At 34.4% G+C, this 23,793-nt stretch carries 22 protein-coding genes; 5 read left to right on the top strand and 17 right to left on the bottom strand.

Annotated elements, in window-relative coordinates:
• Nucleotides 1–34: 34 nt before the first annotated feature.
• The 11 genes from gorA to ribH all read right to left on the bottom strand — a co-directional run bounded on the left by gorA (nt 35) and on the right by ribH (nt 10,016).
• The gene (gene gorA, locus A9G34_RS01260; protein ID WP_065568633.1) at nt 35–1,387 is read right to left on the bottom strand and encodes a glutathione-disulfide reductase; all 1,353 of its coding nucleotides are present in this window, start codon (nt 1,385–1,387) and stop codon (nt 35–37) included.
• A gap of 287 nt (nt 1,388–1,674) precedes the next feature.
• Nucleotides 1,675–3,099 (bottom strand): bifunctional D-glycero-beta-D-manno-heptose-7-phosphate kinase/D-glycero-beta-D-manno-heptose 1-phosphate adenylyltransferase HldE, encoded by a 1,425-nt coding sequence (hldE, locus tag A9G34_RS01255; RefSeq protein WP_065568632.1) that lies wholly within the window; start codon nt 3,097–3,099, stop codon nt 1,675–1,677.
• Between the two features lie 46 nt (nt 3,100–3,145).
• Nucleotides 3,146–3,916, bottom strand: coding sequence for a twin-arginine translocase subunit TatC (gene tatC / locus A9G34_RS01250; RefSeq protein WP_034944181.1), 771 nt, complete (start codon nt 3,914–3,916; stop codon nt 3,146–3,148).
• A complete protein-coding gene (gene tatB, locus A9G34_RS01245) occupies nt 3,916–4,254 on the bottom strand; it encodes a Sec-independent protein translocase protein TatB (RefSeq protein WP_051825061.1) in 339 nt (112 codons plus the stop codon). The genes tatC and tatB overlap by 1 nt, the downstream gene beginning before the upstream one ends.
• 3 nt (nt 4,255–4,257) lie before the next feature.
• On the bottom strand, nt 4,258–4,476 hold the full coding sequence (gene tatA / locus A9G34_RS01240) for a twin-arginine translocase TatA/TatE family subunit (RefSeq protein WP_034944183.1): 219 nt from the start codon (nt 4,474–4,476) through the stop codon (nt 4,258–4,260).
• Nucleotides 4,477–4,545: 69 nt separating this feature from the next.
• Nucleotides 4,546–6,087 (bottom strand): ubiquinone biosynthesis regulatory protein kinase UbiB, encoded by a 1,542-nt coding sequence (gene ubiB, locus A9G34_RS01235; protein WP_065568631.1) that lies wholly within the window; start codon nt 6,085–6,087, stop codon nt 4,546–4,548.
• A 14-nt stretch (nt 6,088–6,101) separates the two neighbouring features.
• Nucleotides 6,102–6,878, bottom strand: coding sequence for a bifunctional demethylmenaquinone methyltransferase/2-methoxy-6-polyprenyl-1,4-benzoquinol methylase UbiE (ubiE, locus tag A9G34_RS01230; RefSeq protein ID WP_034944185.1), 777 nt, complete (start codon nt 6,876–6,878; stop codon nt 6,102–6,104).
• Nucleotides 6,879–6,939: 61 nt separating this feature from the next.
• Nucleotides 6,940–7,875: a multifunctional transcriptional regulator/nicotinamide-nucleotide adenylyltransferase/ribosylnicotinamide kinase NadR gene (nadR, locus tag A9G34_RS01225; protein ID WP_065568630.1), complete on the bottom strand. Its 936-nt coding sequence runs from the start codon at nt 7,873–7,875 to the stop codon at nt 6,940–6,942.
• Nucleotides 7,876–8,038: 163 nt separating this feature from the next.
• The gene (locus tag A9G34_RS01220) at nt 8,039–9,100 is read right to left on the bottom strand and encodes a TrmH family RNA methyltransferase (protein ID WP_065568629.1); all 1,062 of its coding nucleotides are present in this window, start codon (nt 9,098–9,100) and stop codon (nt 8,039–8,041) included.
• A 21-nt stretch (nt 9,101–9,121) separates the two neighbouring features.
• Nucleotides 9,122–9,541: a transcription antitermination factor NusB gene (gene nusB / locus A9G34_RS01215; RefSeq protein ID WP_034944186.1), complete on the bottom strand. Its 420-nt coding sequence runs from the start codon at nt 9,539–9,541 to the stop codon at nt 9,122–9,124.
• Nucleotides 9,542–9,545: 4 nt separating this feature from the next.
• Nucleotides 9,546–10,016, bottom strand: a complete 471-nt coding sequence (gene ribH, locus A9G34_RS01210; RefSeq protein WP_034944187.1) for a 6,7-dimethyl-8-ribityllumazine synthase — start codon at nt 10,014–10,016, stop codon at nt 9,546–9,548.
• A gap of 386 nt (nt 10,017–10,402) precedes the next feature.
• Between ribH and lpcA the strand changes: the two genes are divergently transcribed.
• Together lpcA and A9G34_RS01200 are read left to right on the top strand one after the other, a co-directional pair.
• Nucleotides 10,403–10,981, top strand: coding sequence for a D-sedoheptulose 7-phosphate isomerase (lpcA, locus tag A9G34_RS01205; protein WP_034944188.1), 579 nt, complete (start codon nt 10,403–10,405; stop codon nt 10,979–10,981).
• A gap of 1 nt (nt 10,982) precedes the next feature.
• Nucleotides 10,983–11,762, top strand: a complete 780-nt coding sequence (locus A9G34_RS01200; RefSeq protein WP_065568628.1) for a class II glutamine amidotransferase — start codon at nt 10,983–10,985, stop codon at nt 11,760–11,762.
• A 282-nt stretch (nt 11,763–12,044) separates the two neighbouring features.
• Here the strand turns inward: A9G34_RS01200 and A9G34_RS01195 are convergent, their stop codons facing one another.
• The 5 genes from A9G34_RS01195 to pncB all read right to left on the bottom strand — a co-directional run bounded on the left by A9G34_RS01195 (nt 12,045) and on the right by pncB (nt 18,271).
• Nucleotides 12,045–12,503, bottom strand: coding sequence for a methylglyoxal synthase (locus A9G34_RS01195; protein ID WP_034944191.1), 459 nt, complete (start codon nt 12,501–12,503; stop codon nt 12,045–12,047).
• A gap of 136 nt (nt 12,504–12,639) precedes the next feature.
• Complete coding sequence (locus tag A9G34_RS01190; protein WP_034944194.1) at nt 12,640–13,791, bottom strand: porin; 1,152 nt, start codon at nt 13,789–13,791, stop codon at nt 12,640–12,642.
• A gap of 299 nt (nt 13,792–14,090) precedes the next feature.
• Nucleotides 14,091–15,221, bottom strand: a complete 1,131-nt coding sequence (locus tag A9G34_RS01185; RefSeq protein ID WP_065568627.1) for a porin — start codon at nt 15,219–15,221, stop codon at nt 14,091–14,093.
• Between the two features lie 287 nt (nt 15,222–15,508).
• Nucleotides 15,509–16,912 (bottom strand): asparagine--tRNA ligase, encoded by a 1,404-nt coding sequence (gene asnS / locus A9G34_RS01180; protein ID WP_034944214.1) that lies wholly within the window; start codon nt 16,910–16,912, stop codon nt 15,509–15,511.
• Between the two features lie 165 nt (nt 16,913–17,077).
• The gene (gene pncB, locus A9G34_RS01175; protein WP_065568626.1) at nt 17,078–18,271 is read right to left on the bottom strand and encodes a nicotinate phosphoribosyltransferase; all 1,194 of its coding nucleotides are present in this window, start codon (nt 18,269–18,271) and stop codon (nt 17,078–17,080) included.
• A 157-nt stretch (nt 18,272–18,428) separates the two neighbouring features.
• Here pncB and pepN point away from each other — a divergent pair, with 157 nt between their 5' ends.
• Both pepN and A9G34_RS01165 read left to right on the top strand, forming a co-directional pair.
• The gene (gene pepN / locus A9G34_RS01170) at nt 18,429–21,062 is read left to right on the top strand and encodes an aminopeptidase N (RefSeq protein ID WP_065568625.1); all 2,634 of its coding nucleotides are present in this window, start codon (nt 18,429–18,431) and stop codon (nt 21,060–21,062) included.
• Between the two features lie 123 nt (nt 21,063–21,185).
• Nucleotides 21,186–21,515 (top strand): rhodanese-like domain-containing protein, encoded by a 330-nt coding sequence (locus A9G34_RS01165; RefSeq protein ID WP_065568624.1) that lies wholly within the window; start codon nt 21,186–21,188, stop codon nt 21,513–21,515.
• Nucleotides 21,516–21,565: 50 nt separating this feature from the next.
• Here the strand turns inward: A9G34_RS01165 and A9G34_RS01160 are convergent, their stop codons facing one another.
• Nucleotides 21,566–22,414 (bottom strand): MetQ/NlpA family ABC transporter substrate-binding protein, encoded by an 849-nt coding sequence (locus A9G34_RS01160; protein WP_065568623.1) that lies wholly within the window; start codon nt 22,412–22,414, stop codon nt 21,566–21,568.
• Between the two features lie 273 nt (nt 22,415–22,687).
• On the opposite strand from A9G34_RS01160, the gene A9G34_RS01155 reads away from it, so the two are divergent.
• A complete protein-coding gene (locus A9G34_RS01155) occupies nt 22,688–23,746 on the top strand; it encodes a methionine ABC transporter ATP-binding protein (protein ID WP_034944229.1) in 1,059 nt (352 codons plus the stop codon).
• The last annotated feature ends 47 nt before the right edge of the window (nt 23,747–23,793 follow it).

Raw genomic sequence — 23,793 nt, 5'->3', positions numbered from 1 at the left:
GCCCTGCTTTTTTATTATTAGTGCCACAATTTTTTTAACGCATGGTAACAAATTCTTCCGCAGCGGTTGGGTGAATCGCTACCGTATTATCAAAGTCTTTTTTCGTTGCACCCATTTTAAGTGCGACAGCAAAGCCTTGTAACATTTCGTCCATTCCGTAACCAATGCCATGAATACCAACAATTTTTTCATCTTTCCCCACGCATACTAATTTCATTCGACAAGGTTGTCGATGCTGTGTGACTGCGGTGTACATTGCTGTAAATGTTGATTTATACACTTTTACGTTTTCTTCTCCATACTGCTGTATTGCTTCTGGTTCAGTCAATCCTACTGTTCCAATTGCAGGATGAGTAAATACGACGGTCGGAATATTACTGTAATCTAGATGCTCATTAGGTTTATTGTTAAATAATCTTTCTGATAAGCGACGTCCTGCTGCAACCGCAACAGGTGTTAGCGCTATAGCGCCTGTATCATCACCGACAGAATAGATGCCCGGAACATTGGTGTTTTGGTATTTGTCGACGATGATAAAACCTTTATTATCAACCTCAATTCCCGCTGCCTGTAAATTCATGTCATTTGTTGCTGGATCACGTCCAATCGCCCAAATTAAACAATCAACTGTGTAGCTTTCGCCATTTTCAAGATTTAATGTTAGTGAATCATCACTATTTTTAATTACCGATTTTGGAATCGCAAAAGTATGTAGTTGTTGCCCTTCAGTAGCAATAACTTCCATTAAGGTTTCAACAATAAGCGGATCAAAAGATCGTAGTGGTGTAGCATTGCGAACAAATTGATGAGTTTGCGCGCCCAAGGCGTGTAATACGCTTGCTATTTCGCAAGCAATATAACCTGCACCAACAACTGCCACACGTTTTGGTAAGGCTTTTAGAGCAAAAAAACCATCTGAAGTAATGCCATATTGCGCACCTGGAATATTGGGAATGCTTGGTTTTCCTCCAACAGCAATTAGAATATGATTAGCACTATAGTGTTCGCCATTTACCTCAACGGTGTGAGAATCAACAAATTTTGCATACCCTTGAATGACGTCAACTTTGTTATTAGTAAGTACCCGATCGTAAGATTGATGAATGCGATCAATATAAGCAGTTCGGCTAGCAATTAATTTATCCCAATTGAATTGATTAATAGTGGTATCAAAACCGTAATCGGGACCATAATGTTTAATCGCTTCTGCAATTTGAGCACCATACCACATGACTTTTTTGGGCACACAACCAACATTAACACAGGTTCCACCTAATAATTTTGCTTCAATAATGGCACACTTTTTCCCATAAGACGCCGCTCGATTAACTGATGCTATCCCTCCGCTACCGCCGCCAATAGCAATATAATCATAATGTTTAGTCATTAAATATCCTCTGTCATCTTTTCCCTAAACTGTGCACTAGCTTTACACAAAGTAATGCATAAAAAAAGCATTAATTTTAAAATTTTATAATAGATATCAACTATCAATTATCTTAATAATCTATAAAAATTCATTTTATTATTAGGTTAAGTTGAGTGAATACTTTGTTTATGCTTATGTCTATCTTTATCAATTAACACAAAGAAAAACATAAGAAGCTAATTAGTATGATATTGAAAAAATCGGCTACTTAGCTAAGAAGCCGATTAGATTAAGTTAGTTAAGTTTTAGCGGTTTTTGATCGCATTAATAATATTAGTCGTTGAGCAACCATCTTCAAAATTAAGTACTTTAACGCTTCCACCAGCAGCGATAACTTCTTTCCCTCCTGCTATATCTTCTGGTTTATAATCACCACCTTTAACTAAGACATCGGGTAAGATATTAGCAATAAGCCGTTGTGGGGTTTCTTCTTCAAATGGTACAACCCAGTCCACTGAATTTAGTGCACCTAAGACGATCATACGTTGCATTAGTGGGTTAATTGGTCTTGATGCCCCTTTCAATTGTTTAACCGAAGCATCACTATTAACTGCAACAATTAAGCGGTCACCAAGTTTTCTAGCATTAGCAAGGTAAGAAACATGCCCCGCATGCAATATGTCAAAACACCCATTAGTCATGACAATTTTTTCGCCACGCATGCGTGCTTTTTTTACCTCTTCTTTTAGCTCTTCTTCTGTCATTACGCCAAAACCGTCATCAACTCGTGCACGAATAGCATTGCTAAGTTCTACTTGAGAAACGGTTGAAGTTCCTAGTTTTCCAACAACGACACCAGCTGCAGCATTGGCTAAAAAACAGCTCTCTTCTAAAGAGAGACCAGCTGCTAAAGCTGCGGCTAATGTAGCAATTACAGTATCACCAGCACCTGTTACATCAAATACTTCTTTTGCTTGAGTAGGTAAATGATAAATTGGTTTACCTAACTGTAATAAGGTCATGCCTTTTTCGCTACGTGTCACTAATAGGGCTTTTAAATCATATTGCTTGATGAGTTGGTAACCTTTTTCAACAATTTCTTCTTCAGTTTGACAATGCCCAACCACGGCTTCGAATTCTGACATATTAGGTGTTAATAAGGTTGCCCCACGATAACGTTCAAAATCGGTTCCTTTTGGATCAACTAAGATTGGTATATTGGATTGATTAGCAAGTTTAATCATTGATTGAACCGCAGATAGTGCTCCTTTGGCATAATCCGAAAGTACTAATACTTTATGGGTTGCCAGCGCTGTTTGAATGCGCTCAAGAATTGGGCTTGCATCAACATTGCCAAATCCTTCTTCAAAATCAATACGAATTAATTGTTGATTACGGGATAATACGCGTAATTTAGTAATGGTAGGATGCGTTGAGACAGAGACAAAATCACATTGAACATGGTGTTTACTTAATTGTTCATTAAGAATTTTAGCCGGTTCATCAATACCAGTTAACCCAATTAAACGCACATTACCACAAAGCGAAGTGATATTCATTGCGACATTCGCAGCACCACCTGGTCTTTCTTCTAACGAATCAATTTTGACAACAGGTACTGGTGCTTCAGGCGATATACGGTTGGTTCCTCCATGCCAATAGCGATCTAACATAATATCGCCTACAACTAATACATTAGCATGGTTAAAATCAGGTAATGATGTGTTCATTATGACTTGTTATCCTTAATTATTCAGTTAATTCATCTTTTATCTGTTAACTATCTTTATCAGATTCATAACTGTCGTCATCTTCTGTATTGTCGTTTTTTCGTGGCTGATAAAAACGGGCAAAAAAAGTGCCAACTTCAAACAGTAAACAGATAGGTACCGCTAATAAGATTTGTGAAAATACGTCTGGTGGTGTGACAAACATAGCTATAGCAAATACCCCAACAATAATATATGGGCGTTTTTTGCGTAAGCTTTTAGGCGTTGTTATGCCTGTCCAACAAAGTAATATAATGGCAACTGGCACTTCGAAAGCAAATCCAAATACAATAAAAAGTGTCATGACAAAATCAAGATATTTGGTGATATCAGTATTAATTGCTACATCAATAGGTGCTGTGTGAATAAAAAAGTAAAAAGCCAGTGGAAATACGACAAAATAAGCAAAAGCAATACCAATGTAAAACAAAATAGTACTCGATATAATCAGTGGCATTACTAAACGTTTTTCGTGTTGATAAAGGGCTGGTGCGATAAACCCCCAAACTTGATACAGTACGTAAGGAATCGAGATAAATATTGCCGCTACAACAGTCAATTTAATGGGTGTAAAAAACGGTGCGGCAATGTCCGTTGCTATCATACTGCTGCCTTGCGGTAATTGGCTAATAAGTGGATTGGCAACAATGCGATAAATATCATTTGAAAAATAAAGTAAGCAAACTAATACCAGTAAAATACAGATAATACAGCGTAATAGTCGTGTTCTAAGTTCAACAAGATGTCCAATTAGAGGTTGAGTTGCGTCGTCTGTCATTATTTATCTTTATCTAAATGAGTGTGAGTATCTATTTGCGTTGCTGAATCGATCTCTTTTTGTAGTGATTCTGTCACACGTTTTAAATCATCAATTGATTCTTGAATTTCTGGGGTTAGCGTTTTTAAACCACTTAGTTCCGCTTTTTTTAGGCTGTCTTGCAATTCTTGCAATTTGAGCTCTTTATTTAACTCTAGTTGTACAGTTGCTGACATACGGCGTAGTACTTTTATCCAACCAGCAACTGTCTTTATGGCAATAGGTAAACGTTCTGGTCCTAATACAACCAGTCCTATAATTAATACTAATAGTAATTGACCAAAACTGATATCAAACACAGGCTACTCTTTTTTAGTGCCATTATCATCATTTGATGAATCTATCTTGTCGATCTTTTGCATAGAATCACTTTCTTTTTTGTCATCGTCATCACTCATTGCTTTTTTAAAACCTTTGATTGACGCCCCAAGATCCGATCCTAATGAGCGTAATTTTTTCGTTCCAAATAACAATACAATAACGGCAATTAATATGAGTAGTTGGGGTAAGCTTGGCATCATGATAATATCTCCAACGTGGGGTAATTTTCCAATTATACACTTAAATTATAAGATTCCCAAATAGCTCATTTAACGGACAATAAGCACTGTTATACATAAAGCTAATATTAACGCCAATAAACCATATAAATTACGTTCATGCTTTTTACTTTGTTGTAATTTTTCATTGATAAGTTTTAATTGATTGTTCATCTGTTTTGTTATTCGTTGGTAATCGTTTATTTTTGCTGGCAGCTCAGGAATAACTGTACGCCATTGTGGTAGTGAATCCCAAGCTTGTTGCAATATTTTTTTTACACTATATTTTTCTTCATACCATTTTTCTAAAAAGGGTTTAGCTGTTTGCCATAAATCAAGCTCTGGATAGAGCTGGCGACCTAATCCTTCAATATAAAATAAGGTTTTTTGTAGTAAAATTAATTGTGGTTGAATTTCCATTTCAAATTTTCTGGCAACTTTAAATAATTGAAGCAATATCTGAGAGAATGAGATTTCAGCTAGTGGTTTTGCAAAAGCTGGCTCACAAACATTACGCATAGCCATTTCAAAGGCGATAGGATCAGTAGAGTCAGACACCCAACCGGATGTAATGTAAGTTTCTGCTATTTTTCGATAATCTCGATTAAAAAATGCTAGAAAGTTTTCCGCCAGATAATGTTGATCATCTTCAGTTAGCTTACCCACAATAGCGCAATCTATACCAATATAACGCGGGTTGTTTGGATCAGTGATATCCACAAAGATATTACCAGGATGCATATCTGCATGAAAAAAGTTATCACGAAATACTTGTGTAAAAAAAGCTTGTACACCACGTTCAGCAAGTAGCTTCATATTGACGTTATTTTGTCTGAGTTGCTCGATATCTGCAATGGGAACGCCTTTTATACGTTCTTCAACAAGGATATTCTTCCGGCAAAAATCTTGATAGACATAAGGAATATATAAAATATCGCTATTAATAAAATTAGCACGTAACTTATCCGTATTATAAGCTTCTTGCAGTAAGTCTAACTCTTTTAGTAGTGTCATTTCATAATCATGCACAATTTCAACTGTATGCAATTTTTCGCCTGATTTTATTCGCTTTGTAAATTGTTTGGCAGCAAAATACATTAAACGAATATCAGCTTGAATAATAGGCAAAATATCAGGCCGTAGTACTTTAATAACTACCTCAGCTTGACTACGTTTTAAGATCGCTGTGTGTACCTGTGCAATGGATGCTGATGCTAAGGGCTTTTGATCAAAATCTGCAAAATAATAGTCAATTGGTTGTCCAAGTGCTTCTTCAATCATTTGTTGAGCTCTTTTACCGTCAAAAGGATCAACTTGATCTTGTAATTTTGCTAAGGCATTTGCTATATCTGTCGGTAAAACATCACGCCGAGTTGAGATCATTTGCCCAAACTTAATCCAGACAGGTCCTAGCTCTTGTAGCGCTTGGCGTAGACGTTCGCCAATGGCTTGCTCTTTTGCTTTAGGTTTAACCCAAAATAAACATAGCAATAAAAAGCGTAACCATTTAGATGAACGATGATTTGGTAACAGTTCGTTTAGTTGATAAGCACGAAATAGTGTTAATATTTTATATAATCGAAAAAATGTCATTATGTCTCATCGCATCAAAATTTAAATCCAGTATGTAACGCTACAATTCCACCTGTCATATTGTGGTATTTCACATTAGCAAATCCGGCTTCTTCCATCATTTTTTTCAATGTATTTTGATCAGGATGCATACGAATGGATTCAGCTAAATAGCGATAACTTTCAGAGTCATTTGCCACAATTTTGCCCATTAATGGTAACATGGTAAATGAATATAAGTCATAAGCTTTATTTAAAATTTGATATTGTGGTTTGGAAAATTCAAGGATTAATAAACGACCGCCAGGCTTTAATACTCGCCACATGGATCGTAATGCTTTTTCTTTGTCAGTGACATTCCGTAAGCCAAATGAGATTGTAATACAATCGAAATAGTTATCCACAAAAGGTAATTCCTCGGCGTTAGCTTGTACATATTCAATATTTTTAAATAAGCCTTTGTCTCGAAGTTTATCTCGCCCTACTTTTAACATCGATTCATTAATATCAGCTAACACAACTAATCCATCATCACCAACCAGCTGCGAGAATTTTGCCGTTAAGTCACCTGTTCCACCAGCCAGATCTAAAACTTTTTGCCCTTTACGTACACTACTGTATTCAATAGTCACTTTTTTCCAAATTCGATGGATACCAAATGACATGAGATCATTCATAACATCATATTTATCGGCAACGGAGTGAAATACTTCAGCAACACGTTTTACTTTTTCTTGTTTTGGGACTTGCGTATAGCCAAAATCAATTTTTTCTTGATTTGTATTATCTTGTTTGTCAGAAGATTGAGACATAAAATTTACCTATCACAAAGATTTAGCCTATTTTAGCATAAGCCATTATAAATGTGATGAACTAAATCAGTAATGTATCAACCATTTTGGTAACAGTTTCAAAATGTTCTAATGCTGACTGTTTAGGATCTAAATCCTTTTCATAAATAACTAAATCAAAATGATAACTCTCTGTTAGGGCTTTTAACACTTCATGCTCTTTTTGAAAAATTTGGCTGTAGTATCGAGCTAGTGTGTCAAAATCGATTGAAGTAAAAAGTAATTTATTTGCAGTCAATTCAGCATTGTTAATTCGTTCGACATGTAACATAGCAATTTTAATATAGTCAGTTTCATTTAAATAACGTCTATTATGTTGCGTGGAAATTTCTCGCTCAATATAATTAATATAGCCATTGGAAACATATTCAGTATTATAAATATTAGCCAGTTGAATTGGTAAGCCACAAAACCTATTTTGACCAATAATGGCAACTTTTTTAACAAAAAAAGGTTTTGCTGCTTGCGCAATAAAAGACCAATTTTTGTAAGGGTGTTTACGGATTTGTGTTGCACTGATATTCATGAACTTTCGATCCGCATCAATAATTACAGCTGGACAATTAAAATAAACTTCATGATTTTTAACATCTTGAGGTTCGCTGGTAAAAATAACGTTTGGTTTGATTTTATACTCATCAAGAATTCGGTTGACGCGATCACTCCAATCTTTCCAGCCATTTGGGTAATATTCAATACCTGCTTCATCTAATATATGGATATGGATATTGTGGCGATCTTTAAAGGTTTTTTTTAACCATGAGAACCGATCACTGACTTGTGGTTGTTTTGGTAAATGGCTTTTATCAAAAAGCTGTTTATCTCGTGATTCTTCACAACCAAGAAAGATATGAAGCTCTTCGACCTGATTTATTGCTTTTTCAATCAAGTAAATATGCCCACTGTGTAAAGGATAAAACTTACCAAAAATTAAACCAACTTTATTTTTTGAAACCATGATACTTACCAACACATTTAAAAATTGTGTAACAATGTACAGAATTAAAATGCATTTTCTAACCAATTGATGCTATTTGACATATTTATAATCGAAGCGAGATATTTTTGACCACCTCAGTCTGCGGTGGTCAAAATAAAAATAGAATTTTTTAAGGGTAGGATCACTTTGGTAATGTAGATAATAAAATCCCTGTTGCAACAGATATATTAAGTGCAGGCATATTTTCGTTACCTTTTAGATGTATAACTACATCAGCATTATTTATTAGCTTCATGTTAATTTGCTGAAAAATTACAATAGCTATCTTTTTATTAAATGTAATTTGATGTAATTCACTTGATGCTATTGATTTTAACTGACAAGGCAATAGTGCAACAATTTGATAACCATGTCGTTTAAGCATATCAAGTGAAGCAACAAAATCATCGCTTTTGATTGATTTAATTGCCTCAATGCCTCCTTCTGCTACTCGCATAGCTGCCCCACTTTCGAGCAGGTTTGTTTGACGTAATATGACACCATTAACATTGTAAAATGCAGCACTTCGTATTAATCCTCCTAGATTATGAGGATTATTAATATCATCAATCGCTAAAACACAATCGTCATCTTTATCACTATTACTTTCTAAATAATCCAATAATGTAAGCGAAGCACGTTTTTTAACAATTAAACAAACTCCACCATGATGTTGTGTCTGGGTTATTTTAGAAATTTGTTCATTAGATACAATGTCATAGCCTAAACGTTGTTTAACTAGCCAGTTTATTAGATCCTTAAACTGATAGGTCATTTCTTGAATAATAAACAATTTAACAATGGCTGAGCGTCGATGTTTGAAAACGGCTTTACAACTGTTTTCGCTATAAACCAATGTTTCTTCTTTACGCTGACGATACCCGTCATAGCCAAAGGTTGGCGTTTGTTCGTTGTCACGCACTTTTTTTTGCCATGGGGAATTATTGTCAATTAATGATCGTGATTGAGTGCGATTAATTTCAACAACAATATTTTGTCTTACAAAACCAGATTTTCCAGCTCTAGGTCTAAAAGTTTCAATACGATCATTTCGTTCTAGTTGAGTATTAGACTGAAATGAATCATCTTTAAATTTTTTATTCCAATTTGTTTTTTTCTCTTTTGTTGAACGAGAATATTTTTTTGTTTCGCTTTTTTTAGTATAAAAAACGGTTGGTTTTTTTTGTTCGTTATTGTCGTTCATATTAATCTCACATTTAATCGGTTACCGTGTACGTATGGTTGGCGCTAATTTATCTAATACGCCATTAACAAATTTATGACTATCTGCCGCACCGAATGTTTTGGTTAATTCAATAGCTTCGTTAATCACAACTTTATAAGGAACATCTTGGCGTTTAAGTAATTCGTAAAGTGCAATTCGCAATACGGCTAATTCAACTTGACCAAGTTCTTCAACGGTACGTTCTGTAAGGAAAGGCGCCATCTTTTCATCTAAATCAGTTCTATTTTTAACAACGCCATTTAATAGTTCTCGAAAATACTTAGCATCAACTCCTTTCATATCTTGTTCAGCAAGAAAACTTGCCTCAACATCAGCAAGATCATTTCTGGAAATTTGCCAAGAATAAATTGCTTGTACTGCACACTCTCTTGCTCTACGACGAGGATTGACTAATGCCACTAAATTACTCCTTAATTGCTTTAATAATGTTTAGCATTTCAAGTGCAGTTAATGCTGCTTCTGAGCCTTTATTACCCGCTTTTGTGCCTGCACGTTCAATAGCTTGTTCAATACTTTCAGTAGTTAAAATACCAAATCCGACTGGAATGGTGTAATCTAAACTTGCGCTTAGTAATCCTGAACTTGATTCACCAGCTACAAAATCAAAATGTGCTGTACTACCACGAATCACTGTTCCTAATGCCACAATAGCATCATATTTTTTAGATTGAGCAGCAACTTTAGCTGTAAGTGGGATTTCATAAGCACCAGGTACCCAAATAACCGTAATATTTTTATTTTCTACTTGCCCAATACGCGTTAATGCGTCAATTGCACCATTAACAAGGTTTTCGTTTATGAAATGATTAAAACGAGCCACTATTATGGCAACTTTAGCTTTTGGTGCAGAAACTTTTCCTTCAATTGTTTGCATATTTATTCCTTATTCATTGATTTTAAATGCAATTTCATTATTACTTTCGGTGAAAAAATTATTCTTAAATTGTATCACAAATTAAAGGCTTATCCTATTAGCAAATAGCGTTGCAACCGAGATCTATCCTTTTAATTTTTTAAAAGTAGATACAATAAATTTAACAATTGAAAATGTTGTATTTAGATAGTTTAAATATTTTAGAAATAATAATATAAAGCCTAAATTTTAATCACAGACTTTCCATGTCCAAATTTTTTTAATTTTTATATATGGAAAAAACTAATACATTTAGATAAAATAAGTTATTTTTCGATTATCTCTTGCAAGCTGTTTTTAACGAATTACAATGGTGTATAGATTAAATTATTGATGGAGTAATATTGATGTACATTGACAATATTCGTAATGAGTTAAATCAAGCAATTGATGTATTGACTAATTTTGTTTCTGATAACAATAATCTTTTAAATATTCAAAAAGCTGCAGTGCTAATTGCTGACTCATTTAAACATGGAGGTAAGGTTCTTTCATGTGGCAATGGAGGATCTCACTGTGATGCCATGCATTTCGCTGAAGAGCTAACTGGTCGTTTTCGTGATAATCGTCCAGCTTATCCCGCGATTGCAATATCTGATGTAAGCCATATTTCTTGTGTGGGTAATGATTTTGGGTTTGATTATATTTTTTCTCGCTATGTTGAAGGTGTTGGTAAAAAAGGGGATGTACTTTTAGGTATTTCAACTTCAGGAAATTCAGCTAATGTATTAAAAGCCATTGAGTCTGCAAAACAAAAAGACATGAAAATTATTACACTTACAGGTAAAGATGGTGGTAAGATGAATGGGCTTGCCGATGTCGATATTCGTGTTCCACATCTAGGTTACGCTGATCGCATACAAGAAGTTCACATTAAAGTGATTCATATTCTAATTATGCTTATTGAAAAAGAGATGGCCAAGTGAAATGTGTGAATTATTGGGTATGAGCGCTAATGTGCCAACCGATATCTGTTTTAGCTTTACCAGCCTAATTAAACGTGGTGGGGAGAAAGGTCCTCATAAAGATGGCTGGGGTATTACTTTTTATGAAGGCAAAGGTTGCCGGACATTCAAAGATCCAGAACCTTGCAGTTTTTCATCAATTGCAAAAATGGTTCAACAATATCCTATAAAGTCTAAAGCAGTGATTGCACATATTCGACAAGCTAACCGAGGCGGTGTTGCGCTAGAAAATACTCACCCATTTACTCGTGAATTATGGGGGAAAAACTGGACTTTTGCTCACAATGGGCAATTGGCTGACTATCAAAATTTAGATACTGGGCTTTTTCAACCCGTAGGTGAAACTGATAGTGAATATGCTTTTTGTTATTTGATTAATCAATTACAACAAAGATATTCCCATAAACCTAACAATGATTTGCTGTTGTTTAATTTTATTAAACAATGTGCCGATAAATTAAGTCAGTTTGGTGTATTTAATATGCTGCTTTCTGACGGGCAATATGTATTTGCTTACTGCACTACCAATTTGCACTGGATAACTCGTAAAGCACCTTTTGGCAAAGCAAAACTACTCGATGAAAACGTGGAAATTGATTTTCAAAAGCACACTACACCAAACGATGTTGTAACAATTATTTCGACATTACCTTTAACTTCCAATGAGACTTGGCATAAACTCAATACCAATGAAGCAATTTTGTTTAAAAATGGTGAAGTTAATCAATCTTCCGCATTTTAATTCTTGGTTTGGTGGTTTAACTTAAATTAATATTGTAAATAGCCTTAATATGGCTAACCTAATTATTAATATTATCCATGGCAAATGCTGAAAAATAATTTATATACATATATCATAAAGATAATCCGTACAGGTATGATCAATAAATCCTCTTAGAGCAGAGTAAACAATGCACTCTATCCAACCTTGTTAACAAGGCGAATTGAAAAATAATATATTCAAAAAAATAAATAAATTATCAATTATATTTATTTAGTTATTTTGCTGATTTGGGATGGACATTTATTTAATCCTTCCAGCTAGATAGGCTTGATAATCTGGTATTTCGATTTCAACCTCTTGAGTAAAAATGGAAGACTGAATTAATGCATTAGCTGTAGCTTGATTTGTGGCAACAGGAATGTTCCAAACTGTGGATAACCGCAATAATGCTTTAACATCTGGATCATGTGGTACAGCATTAAGTGGATCCCAGAAAAATATTAGAATATCAATTTTACCTTCAGCAATTAATGCACCAATTTGCTGATCTCCCCCCATTGGACCACTGAGCATTGGAGTAATATTTAAGCCAGTCTCTTTTTTAATTAACGTGCCGGTCGTTCCAGTACCACACAAATGATGATGTGAAAGCTCTTCACAATTTTTCTTACACCAAGTTAATAAAGAATCTTTTAAATGGTCATGCGCAACTAATGCAATATTTTTTTTAGCCTTTAATTTTCGTGTGCTATAAAGCATTGTGGTTATCCTACTCTATGATTGTCTATGACGTTTTTAACAGAGTATCTATTAAAGTGCAAGACATATTTGTTAAGATTAGTAGCAATAAAAAAGGCACCGAAGTGCCTTTTTGAAGATATACAATTACAATTAATTAGAATTGATAAATTAAACCAAGCGCAACAGTATCTTTAGTGTTTGCTTTGACAATTGAATGACTGTCACTATAGTCACTACCATATAAACTGCGACGAGCGCCAATATCATCTTTATCTAACAAATTGATTTTGTAATCAACAAGCGCTTTTAGATTTTTGTTAAAATCGTAAGTTACACCAATATCAACATATTTAGTTAAATCATCACCTTTAAGTCCCACGTCACCACTTCTCGCTAAACTTGATGCATCTTCAACTCTATGTTGGATATAAGCAACAGATGGTGTTAAACGACCAATGTCAAAGTCAATACCGTATTGTGCTACAACTTCAAAACCTTTAGTTTTTAAATCATCAGCATTACGTGTACTTGAGGCATTGTTCCAACCGTATTTTTGTTTACCTTGAATGTATAAGGCTGCTAAATAAACATTATTATTGTCATATTTGATACCTGCAGACCATGATTTAGCATCTTTATGTCCACCTGTTTGTGCATAACCTGCACCTATAGTTAAACCAGTATCAAACATATCCCAATCAATTACTGATCCCCATGCTTCAGCACTATCATGACCGTTGTGGCTTTCAAAAGTATTGAAGTGGCGAGTAGAGCTATTATCACCATTGTCCGCATATTGTACAGCAAAACGTAGGCCATTTACTAAACCAAAGAAATCTGAGTTACGGTAAGTTGCTACAGCTTTAGTTCGAGCAGTTAATGCGTAAAGATCATTATCAGAAGCATCACCACCAAATTCTGGTAATACGTCAGTGTAAGAAGTTAATGTCTTTAATATACCATCGTTTCGTCCATAATCAAATGAACCAAAGTCACCAAAGTTTAAACCAGCAAATGCATAACGAGTTTCATTATCTGAATTTTTACCAGTGGCAGTTTCATATTCCCAACGTCCATAACCAGATAACCAGTCAGTAACTTGAGTTTGACCTGACATACCCAAACGTGCCGTAGTTTTATCGCCTTCGCCAGTTTGATTGTTACGATCAGTAATATAATTTAAAGCATAAACTCGACCATAAAAGTCAACTTTATTACCATCTTTGTTCCACACTTCAATAGATGCGCCTGCTGTGCCCGCAATTAAAAGTGCAGGAATAGCGATTGCTAATAGATTACGTTTCATTTTGTTACCCTCATAGGTATTTATTATTAAAGATGCAAATTACTTTGCTCTCGGTTAATAAATAATTGCTAACGTGATTAACAATTACATTATTATTGTGATATCTACTATTTAGATATTGGATTTTTATTGCTCACATTGCTAATAAACAATATTAGTTAGATAATTTCTGCGAAATTCGTTTTTATTCTAGTTCCAGAAATAAATTTCTTTTAAACATAAAATGTGTTTTTAGGTAGGAATAGCTTTAAAAGGCGAGAAAAAAGGCACAAAAGTGCCTTTTTTGAGATACTAAGAAATTAGAATTGGTAGATTAAACCAAGAGCTAAGGTATCTTTTGTACCAGGTTTATTTAAATGACGGTCACGTTGATGAGCTGTGTTATCTGCTGCACCAATATCTTTACGATCAAGTAAATTGAATTGATATTCAACGATAGCGCTGAAGTTTTTGTTTAGGTCATATGTTGCACCAACAGAAACATATTTAGCTAATGGTGAAGTAATTGAACCATTGCGATATAACCATTCACCATGAGACTCATTGTATTTAGCTTTATGTTGAACATATGCTAATGATGGAGTTAAACGACCAATTTCTAAATCAATACCATATTGAGCAACTAACTCAATACCTCTGATTTTAAGATCAGAAGAGTATGCATCACCGTCTTCATCTTCAAAACCAACTTGTTTAATTTTACTTTGGAAGTAGCTAGCACCGAAATATACGTTGTAGTTATCATATTTAAGACCAGTAGCCCAAGTATTGTGGCGAGTTTGGCTAACTGTTGATTGAGCATAACCTGCACCAGCAGTTAAACCAGTATCAAAAATACGCCATTGGATGTTTGCACCATATGCTTCTCTTGATTTACCTTTGATAGAATCAACAGTACTTGAGTTGTCGCCATTATCTGCATATTGAACTGCAAAGCTAACGTCATCATTTAAACCAAAGAAGTTATTGTTGCGATAAGTAGCAACAGCTTTAGTACGAGATGAAAGTACATTCCAGTTGTTGTTAGCTGCATCACCACCAAATTCTGGTAATACGTCTGTATAAGCAGTAATTGCTTTTAACACACCGTCATTACGACCATAATCAAATGAACCAAAGTCACCAAAGTTTAAACCAGCAAATGCATAACGTACTTCGTTATCAGATTTTTTACCCGCTTCCGCTTCGTATTCCCAACGACCATAACCTGATAGCCAGTTAGTGATTTGAGTTTGACCAGACATACCTAAACGAGCTGAAGTGTGATCACCTTCATCTTTGTGTCCACGGTCAGTAATATGGTTAGCTGCTTTTACACGACCATAAAAATCAACTTTATTACCGTCTTTGTTCCAAACTTCGATAGAAGCATTTGCTCCAGCAGCAGCTAGAAGTGCTGGAATAGCGATTGCTAATAGATTACGTTTCATTTCTTACCTCATGGTTATTATAAATAAGACACTTTTCCTATAAGTTTAGCATCTAATTTCGTACAAAAATTATTCAGTTAAAATAATATTTCTATTATCTTTATTTACTTTTTACAGTAGCGTAAATTATGTATAAAAAAATTTTAAAATCAAGCGAACTTTTCATTAAATATGATGTCTAAGACGAAAAACACTTCTGTTTGGTTATTTTTCATCCAAAAAATAGCCAAACATCAATTTGCTTTTTTATCATAAATAAGTATATTTATTTTTATTTTCTATTAAGTTCAAAAATTCGCATTCCTCGGTGTTCTTGGGAATGGTATAACATCGCGCACGTTTTGTACGCCTGTAACATAAACAATTAAACGTTCAAAGCCTAAACCAAAACCAGAATGCGGCACAGTACCGTATCGACGTAAATCACGATACCACCAATAATCTTCTTTTTTGAGTCCCAATTCTTCCATGCGCTTATCCAACATATCTAAACGTTCCTCACGCTGAGATCCACCAATGATTTCACCAATTCCTGGCGCTAAAACATCCATTGCCGCTACCGTTTTACCGTCATCATTCATACGCATATAAAAAGCTTTAATATCTTTCGGATAGTTTTTTACTACCACTGGTGCTTTAAAATGTTGTTCAGCTAAATAACGCTCATGTTCTGAAGCTAAATCAATTCCCCAGCTGACTGGGTTTTCAAATTTAACATCACAATTTTGTAAAATGGTAATAGCATCAGTGTAATCCACTTGAGCAAAATCAGCATTAATAAAGTTTTCAAGGCGATTGATTGCTTCTTTATCGACATGCTGTGCAAAAAATTGCATATCGTCAGCTCGTTTTTCTAGCACAGCTTTAAACACATATTTCAACATATCTTCAGCAAGCTTTGCATTATCATTTAGATCAGCGAATGCTACTTCAGGCTCCATCATCCAAAACTCAGCTAAATGGCGAGTAGTATTTGAGTTCTCTGCTCTAAATGTTGGACCAAAAGTATAAACTTTAGAAAGTGCACAAGCATAAGTTTCAGCGTTTAATTGTCCAGAAACGGTTAAAAAAGCTTCTTTACCAAAGAAATCTTTATCAAAATCAACTTTACCATTATCAGATTTAGGCAGATTTAGCATATCAAGTGTCGAAACGCGGAACATTTCGCCCGCCCCTTCAGTATCTGATGCGGTAATAATAGGAGTTGATAACCAATAAAAACCACGTTCATCAAAAAATTGATGAATAGCTTGCGCAAGCGTATGGCGTACACGCGTTATCGCACCAACAATATTGGTTCTTGCACGCAAGTGAGCCACTTCACGAAGATATTCAATCGAATGACGCTTTGCTGCCATTGGGTAAGTTTCGGGATCATCAATAAAGCCATATACTTGAACTTGCGTTGCTTGTAATTCATATTTTTGACCTTGACCTGGGGACTCCACCACTTTACCGGTCACTTTAACCGAACAACCAGCCGTTAAACGTAAGATCTCTTGTTCATAATTAGGTAAATTATTTTCAATAACTGCTTGAATAGGATCAAAGCAAGAACCATCATAAACGGCTAAAAATGAAATGCCTGCTTTAGAATCACGCCGAGTTCTTACCCAACCTTGAACCGAAATTGTGCTACCAACAGCAATTTTGCCTTGTAACACATCAACAATAGGAGCAATTGAAGTCATTTTAATTATCCATCTCTACATTAATTAATTGTTTAAATAATATTTAAAGTAATACAGATATATTCAAATGGTTATTCCATAGCAAAATAGAATTTTTGAATAATAAAATCCTTATTACTAATTTTTATTTTCTAATATGAACAATAGGTTAAGTGTAAATTATTATCAATTTTTAACACTAAAAGTTCGTTTTAGCTCATCGATAAAATCTAAATCCTGGGAAATCGTTTTACCTGGGCTATCTGATAGTTTCGCAACAGATTGATTATTGCATTCCGTTAATTTAATTACAATATTCAATGATTTAGTATTGGTTTCTGTTGATGGAATATCACAAGCTAAAAACCCACCCACACCAAAAGATAATTTTACGCGATGATTAAAATGTTGGTAGATATTAATCGCTTTATCAAAATTTAAACTATCTGAAAAAACTAACATTTTCGTTTGCGGATTTATGCCCAACTGTTTGTAATGAGCAATCGCTTTTTCTCCCCATTCAATTGAATCACCCGAATCATGACGAAGTCCTTGGTAGTGAGAGGCAAAGTGTAAATTAAAATCACGTAAAAACGCATCCATTGTAATACAATCAGTTAATGCTACTCCCAAGTTATTAGGATATTCATCTAACCAAACCTGAAGAGCATTTCTTTGGCAATTTTGAAGATTGGTGCTTAAACGTTGATGGGCTTGAAACCATTCGTGTGCTTGCGTTCCAACAGGGGTGAGCCCTAAACGATAGGCAAGTAAATAATTGCTCGTGCTATGGAAGTGATTAAAGTGCGTTTTCAAATAACTGACAACAGCTTCTTGCACCGCAAACGAATAACGCCTACGTGTACCAAAATCCATTAAGTTAAAACCAGACATATCCATATTAACTGTTTTTTCATTAAACAATGCTAATTTATCTTTTAGCCTAGCTAGTGCCTCTGGAACGCCAATATTTGGTGAACGATCTTTATGAACAATCTCACTAATAACAGCAAGTAATGGCACTTCCCATAAAATAACATCTAACCATTTACCTTCAATTGTAATAGAAAGCACTCCATTTTCATTTTTGATAGTGAGCAGATCACTGTTAAAACGCCATTTTTTGAGCCAATTTAAATAGTCAGATTTAAAAAAAGAAATATTTGATAAATAGTTAAATTCATCATCAGACAGCGCTAATGATTCCATTAATTTGACTTGATGTATTATTTCATCAACATATTGCCCCAATAAATCATCACTACGGCAACGAAACTGTGCAACTACTGTTGTATTTGGATAGTGATGAAATACAGCTTGCTGCATATGCAACTTATAAGCATCAGTATCTAATATTGATGTAATTATCGCTGGTAACATGTAAATTTAGTGCTATTACTTTAAATAAAATTCCGAAGATTATAGCAGAATAATAATGAAGATATAGATTAATTATGTAATAAGATTGTTTTTAATCGGTTATAATATGAAATAGCACAACATATAAATTGAGTACCAACCAAAAGGTCATAAAAATATGAATACAAAAACGCCTGAGTCGCAACCTATTGCCAAAAATCGTCTTGATTATAAAGCGTCTGATTTTACTATTACCAACATTGATCTTGATTTTGATTTAGCACCCGAAATAACAACCGTCACAGCTCGCAGCCGTGTTGTTAAAAAAAATAATGAAGCGGACAATTTAATTTTAGATGGTGAAGACCTTAAATTGATTTCTGTTAATATTGACGAACAACCATGGCATGATTATCAGATTACAGCAAGCGGGTTAATCATCCAAGGCGTTCCTACCGAATTTACCTTAACAATTGTTAATGAAATCAAACCAATTGATAATACAGCCCTTGAAGGTTTATATGTATCAGGCAATGCGCTTTGTACTCAATGTGAAGCAGAAGGATTCCGTCATATTACTTATTATCTTGACAGACCTGACGTTCTTGCATGCTTTTCAACACGTATTACCGCGAATAAACAACATTATCCTTATCTACTTTCGAACGGTAATCGCATAGCGCAAGGCGAACTTGCCGATGGACGTCATTGGGTACAATGGCAAGATCCTTTTCCAAAACCGGCTTACTTATTTGCATTAGTTGCTGGTGATTTTGATATTTTAAAAGATCAGTTTATCACGCAATCAAAACGGAAAGTTGATTTAGAAATTTACGTTGATAAAGGTAATTTAGATCGGTCGCAGTGGGCAATGACAAGCTTAAAAAATGCCATGCGTTGGGACGAAACACGTTTTGGGCTTGAATACGACTTAGATATCTTTATGATTGTAGCGGTTGATTTTTTCAATATGGGAGCAATGGAAAACAAAGGATTAAATATCTTTAATTCAAAATATGTGCTTGCCAAACCTCAAACAGCAACAGATGATGACTATCTAGGTATTGAAGGTGTAATTGGTCATGAATATTTTCACAACTGGACTGGTAATCGGGTAACCTGTCGCGACTGGTTCCAACTTAGTTTAAAAGAAGGATTAACTGTATTTCGAGATCAGGAATTTAGCGCTGATATGGGATCTCGTGCAATAAAACGCATTGAGGATGTCAAACTTTTGCGCACCGTTCAATTTGCCGAAGATGCTAGCCCAATGTCTCACCCTATTCGGCCTGAACAAGTAATAGAAATGAATAACTTTTACACAGTCACCGTGTATGAAAAAGGCGCTGAAGTTATTCGTATGATGCATACTTTATTAGGAGAAGATAAATTCCAAGCAGGGATGAAACTTTATTTTAAACGCCATGATGGTAGTGCCGCAACTTGTGATGATTTTGTTGCAGCCATGCAAGATGCCTCAGGTATCGATTTAACTCAATTTAAATTATGGTATAGCCAATCAGGAACACCTGAATTAACCGTTACCGATAATTATGACGAGAAAAATCAACAATATACTTTAACAGTAGAACAATATACACCAGCTACTCAAGATCAAGCACAAAAACAGGCTTTGCATATCCCACTTGATATCGAGTTATATCAACATAATGGTGAAATAATTCCACTACAATACCAAGGCAAACCTGTTCACCATGTTTTAAATTTAACAAAAAACAAACAACAATTTATCTTTGATAACGTAACTCAAAAACCAATCATTTCATTACTACGTGATTTTTCAGCACCTGTTAAGTTAACTTATGATTATCAAGATAATGATCTTATTTTCTTAATGCAACACGCTACTAACGCATTTAGCCGTTACGATGCAGCTCAAATGTTATTAGCAAAATATGTTCGCTTGAATGTGAAAAATTATCAAGAAAATCAAAATTTAATGTTGCCTGATTCAGTATTAGATGCATTTAGAGCCGTATTGTTATCAGAAAAAACTGACCCTTTCCTTATTGCACAAATATTAACCTTGCCATCTGAAAACGAGTTGGCAAATTTATTTACTGTGGTTGATCCAATTGCAATTCATCAAGTGCGTCTATTTTTGTTAACTCATTTTGCAAACGAACTTTATGATGAATTATTAGCCGTTTATCACCACAATAAAACATCACAATATCAAATTAAACATAACGATATTGCTAAGCGGTCACTTAAAAACTGTTGTTTAACTTTATTAGCTCATGCCGATGATAATTCGTACGCCAATACATTGGTTAACCAACAATATTATCAAGCAAATAATATGACTGATTGTTTAGCCGCCTTAAGTGTAGCTGTAAAAGCTGAACTTGATTGTCGAACTGAGTTATTGGCTAACTTTGATGACAAATGGCATCAAGATGGACTTGTTATGGACAAATGGTTAGCACTAAACGCAACAAGCCCAGAAAAGAATGTTCTTGCTACCGTGAAAAAATTATTAACTCACCGCTCATTTACACTCAGTAACCCAAATCGGATCCGTGCATTAATTGGAGCATTTGTAAATAATAACCCTGTGGCATTTCACGCTGAAGATGGCAGTGGTTATCAATTTTTAGTTGAGATTCTTACTGAGTTAAACCAAAAAAACCCGCAAGTTGCAGCAAGGCTTATCGATCCTCTAATTCGATTAAAACGTTATGACAAAAAGCGTCAACAACAAATGCAAAAAGCACTTGAAGCATTGCTAAAAATTGAAAATTTATCTAAAGATTTATTTGAAAAAATTAACAAGGCACTAGAAGACTAAGTAGGAAATAGCATCCTGCAATATCGTTGCAGGGTGCCATTAATAAATTTAAAATTAAAGTTTTATACTAAAACGTATAGTTTCCTGAAACTTTTTTACAATCACTTTAATAAGTTTTAAATAATGACAATAAAAGAAATCGCTCCCACAGAACTTGCACAAAAATTAAATCAGCAAAATAATCTATTTCTGCTCGATGTACGAGAACCCAATGAAATAGCCATTTGCAGTATTAGCAACGCAATTCATATTCCAATGAATATGATCCCTTTATATCTAGATAAAATCCCAGATGAAATCGATATTGTTATTTATTGTCATCACGGCAGACGTAGCCTAACTGTTGCTCATTATTTAGCAGAAAACGGGTTTGATCCTAACTTTCTCTATAATCTTACAGGGGGGATTGATGCTTGGGCGTTAACGGTTGATAAACAGATGATAAGGTACTAAAATGCCCGTAATAAAACGGGCGTTTCTTTATAACTTTACCTTGCTATTGCTTATTCTTGAGGCATCACCCAATAACCATTTTGGTTATGCGTTTTCATATAATCTTTAAATTGTTGAGATTGATAAATACGCTTCACATCTTGAGCCCATCGACTATTTTCGTTTCCTTCATTCACTACAACCATAATTTCTAAGTCAGGAATGATGGTTTCAGAAAGTAATGCTTTGTTCGAGTCAATATTAGCAGAATAAACAATGCTACCTGGAATTACCGCAAAATCTAATTCATTAAGCACTCTAGGGATATTGGCCGAATCCATTTCAATAATTTCAATACCTGCTATATTTTGAGCAATATCATTTTTATTAACAATAATAGGATTTGTATTATTTTTTAATTTTATCCAACCAGCTTTTTCCAGCAGATTATATGAACGAGCTGCATTAGAAGCATCTTGTGGAATAGCAACTTTTGCTCCTGAAAAAATTTGCGTTAATGAGGTGAACTTATGTGAAAATATTGCCGCAGGTACCGATGGTACATGTACAACTGGTTTTAAATTTGCTTTACGCTGGGCATTAAACACATTCATATAAGCTGTGTGCTGTGCAACGGTTAAATCAATACTACCTTCACTTAAAGCTACATCTGATTCAAGTAAATGCGGAAAATTCACTAATTTAACCTTATAACCTTCTGATTCAAGTATGGGTTTAACAGCTTCATTAAAAAGATCGTTATATGGACCTGGTGATACGCCCATGCTAATTTCTTTTTTTGTCTGATTATCGACTTGTTTAGACGAATTATCACAACCAATGGCCAAAAATGCTGAACTAGCAACGAAAGCGATTGATACGTATTTAAATATTTTTTGCTTGATAAACGCATTTTTCATTTCAGCTATCCTCTATAAACATTAAGCGTTAAAGCATAAAATACACTCTAGCACAGAAAAAAGCGTTCATTTATTCCAAGTAATTCTATCTTATAACTATATGGAATAAGATATAAAAAACGATTATTAGAGCAATAATTTAACCTGTGATACCGTTAGATACATTAATTATTGTCAATCTTTGAATATGCCAAACACCTACAAGAAATAATTTATCCAAATTGGCTAAGCAAGCACTTATTCAACTAAAAGAAAATAAATAGGCGATGAATAATGATTAAATTTGAACATGCCTCAAAACAATATGAAAGAAATGGCGTCACAACACAAGCTTTAAACGATATTAATTTAACCATCAGTAAAGGGGATATTTACGGCATTATTGGTTACAGTGGTGCAGGTAAAAGCACCTTAGTGCGCTTAATTAATTTTCTTGAAAAGCCAACTCAAGGCAATGTTATTATTCAAAATAAAGTATTAAATCAATTAACTAGTGCTGAATTACGTCAAATACGCCAAAAAATTGGTATGATTTTTCAGCATTTTAATTTGCTTGAATCAAAAACCGTATTTGAAAATATTGCTATTCCTTTAATTTTAATCAAAAAAGATAAACATTCGATTAAACAAAAAGTCTATGAACTTTTGGAATTTGTTGGATTAAGTGATAAAGCCAACAACTATCCCAAAGAGCTATCTGGTGGACAAAAACAGCGCATTGGTATCGCTCGGGCATTAGCCAACGATCCTGATATTTTATTATGCGATGAAGCAACTTCAGCACTTGATCCACAAACCACTCAAGCTATTTTAGATTTAATCAAAAAAATCAATCAAAAATATAAAATAACAGTCGTGTTAATTACTCACGAAATGCATGTAATTGAACAAATTTGCCATAAAGTTGCAGTAATGGAAAAAGGAAAAATTATAGAACAAGGTAACGTACTTGACGTATTTGGACAACCAAAACACCAAACTACTCAAAATTTTGTTAGCTCAGTGATCAACGATCAAATTCCAAATGGTGTTGTGGAAAATTTGTTAGAAATAGAAGGTAAAAAAGACAATATTAAATTATTTAAGCTCGAATTCTTAGGACGATCTGCGTCAGAACCCGTGATGAATTCACTTATACTGCAACAAAAAGTTATCGTCAATATTTTGTTTGCCCATATGTCAGAAATCGAAAAAACAGTTTTAGGTAGTATGTTTGTTCAACTAAAAGGTAACGATAGTAATATCAAAGAATCAGTACATTACTTACGTGAGTGCGGTGTGCAAGTCACTGAAATTAAACATTGGGAGATGAGTAAAAATGGAAATATTTAATACTATAATCGACTATTTGGTCTCTTTCTTTGCAACATCAGTAACCA

The sequence above is a fragment of the Gilliamella sp. Choc4-2 genome (assembly GCF_001690355.1).
Lineage (GTDB): Bacteria > Pseudomonadota > Gammaproteobacteria > Enterobacterales > Orbaceae > Gilliamella > Gilliamella apicola_A.
The sequence above is the reverse complement of the archived record's forward strand: the minus strand, read 5'-3'. Positions and strand labels throughout refer to the sequence as shown.

What these genes read in the sequence shown, in the direction of transcription:
- A9G34_RS01190 (WP_034944194.1), bottom strand. Translation starts at nt 13,791, where the DNA reads ATGAAACGTAATCTATTAGCAATCGCTATTCCTGCACTTTTAATTGCG.
- lpcA (WP_034944188.1), top strand. Translation starts at nt 10,403, where the DNA reads ATGTACATTGACAATATTCGTAATGAGTTAAATCAAGCAATTGATGTA.
- A9G34_RS01185 (WP_065568627.1), bottom strand. Translation starts at nt 15,221, where the DNA reads ATGAAACGTAATCTATTAGCAATCGCTATTCCAGCACTTCTAGCTGCT.
- hldE (WP_065568632.1), bottom strand. Translation starts at nt 3,099, where the DNA reads ATGAACACATCATTACCTGATTTTAACCATGCTAATGTATTAGTTGTA.
- A9G34_RS01165 (WP_065568624.1), top strand. Translation starts at nt 21,186, where the DNA reads ATGACAATAAAAGAAATCGCTCCCACAGAACTTGCACAAAAATTAAAT.
- pepN (WP_065568625.1), top strand. Translation starts at nt 18,429, where the DNA reads ATGAATACAAAAACGCCTGAGTCGCAACCTATTGCCAAAAATCGTCTT.
- tatC (WP_034944181.1), bottom strand. Translation starts at nt 3,916, where the DNA reads ATGACAGACGACGCAACTCAACCTCTAATTGGACATCTTGTTGAACTT.
- ribH (WP_034944187.1), bottom strand. Translation starts at nt 10,016, where the DNA reads ATGCAAACAATTGAAGGAAAAGTTTCTGCACCAAAAGCTAAAGTTGCC.
- ubiB (WP_065568631.1), bottom strand. Translation starts at nt 6,087, where the DNA reads ATGACATTTTTTCGATTATATAAAATATTAACACTATTTCGTGCTTAT.
- A9G34_RS01220 (WP_065568629.1), bottom strand. Translation starts at nt 9,100, where the DNA reads ATGAACGACAATAACGAACAAAAAAAACCAACCGTTTTTTATACTAAA.
- pncB (WP_065568626.1), bottom strand. Translation starts at nt 18,271, where the DNA reads ATGTTACCAGCGATAATTACATCAATATTAGATACTGATGCTTATAAG.
- A9G34_RS01195 (WP_034944191.1), bottom strand. Translation starts at nt 12,503, where the DNA reads ATGCTTTATAGCACACGAAAATTAAAGGCTAAAAAAAATATTGCATTA.
- tatA (WP_034944183.1), bottom strand. Translation starts at nt 4,476, where the DNA reads ATGATGCCAAGCTTACCCCAACTACTCATATTAATTGCCGTTATTGTA.
- A9G34_RS01160 (WP_065568623.1), bottom strand. Translation starts at nt 22,414, where the DNA reads ATGAAAAATGCGTTTATCAAGCAAAAAATATTTAAATACGTATCAATC.
- asnS (WP_034944214.1), bottom strand. Translation starts at nt 16,912, where the DNA reads ATGACTTCAATTGCTCCTATTGTTGATGTGTTACAAGGCAAAATTGCT.
- ubiE (WP_034944185.1), bottom strand. Translation starts at nt 6,878, where the DNA reads ATGTCTCAATCTTCTGACAAACAAGATAATACAAATCAAGAAAAAATT.
- nadR (WP_065568630.1), bottom strand. Translation starts at nt 7,875, where the DNA reads ATGGTTTCAAAAAATAAAGTTGGTTTAATTTTTGGTAAGTTTTATCCT.
- A9G34_RS01155 (WP_034944229.1), top strand. Translation starts at nt 22,688, where the DNA reads ATGATTAAATTTGAACATGCCTCAAAACAATATGAAAGAAATGGCGTC.
- A9G34_RS01200 (WP_065568628.1), top strand. Translation starts at nt 10,983, where the DNA reads ATGTGTGAATTATTGGGTATGAGCGCTAATGTGCCAACCGATATCTGT.
- gorA (WP_065568633.1), bottom strand. Translation starts at nt 1,387, where the DNA reads ATGACTAAACATTATGATTATATTGCTATTGGCGGCGGTAGCGGAGGG.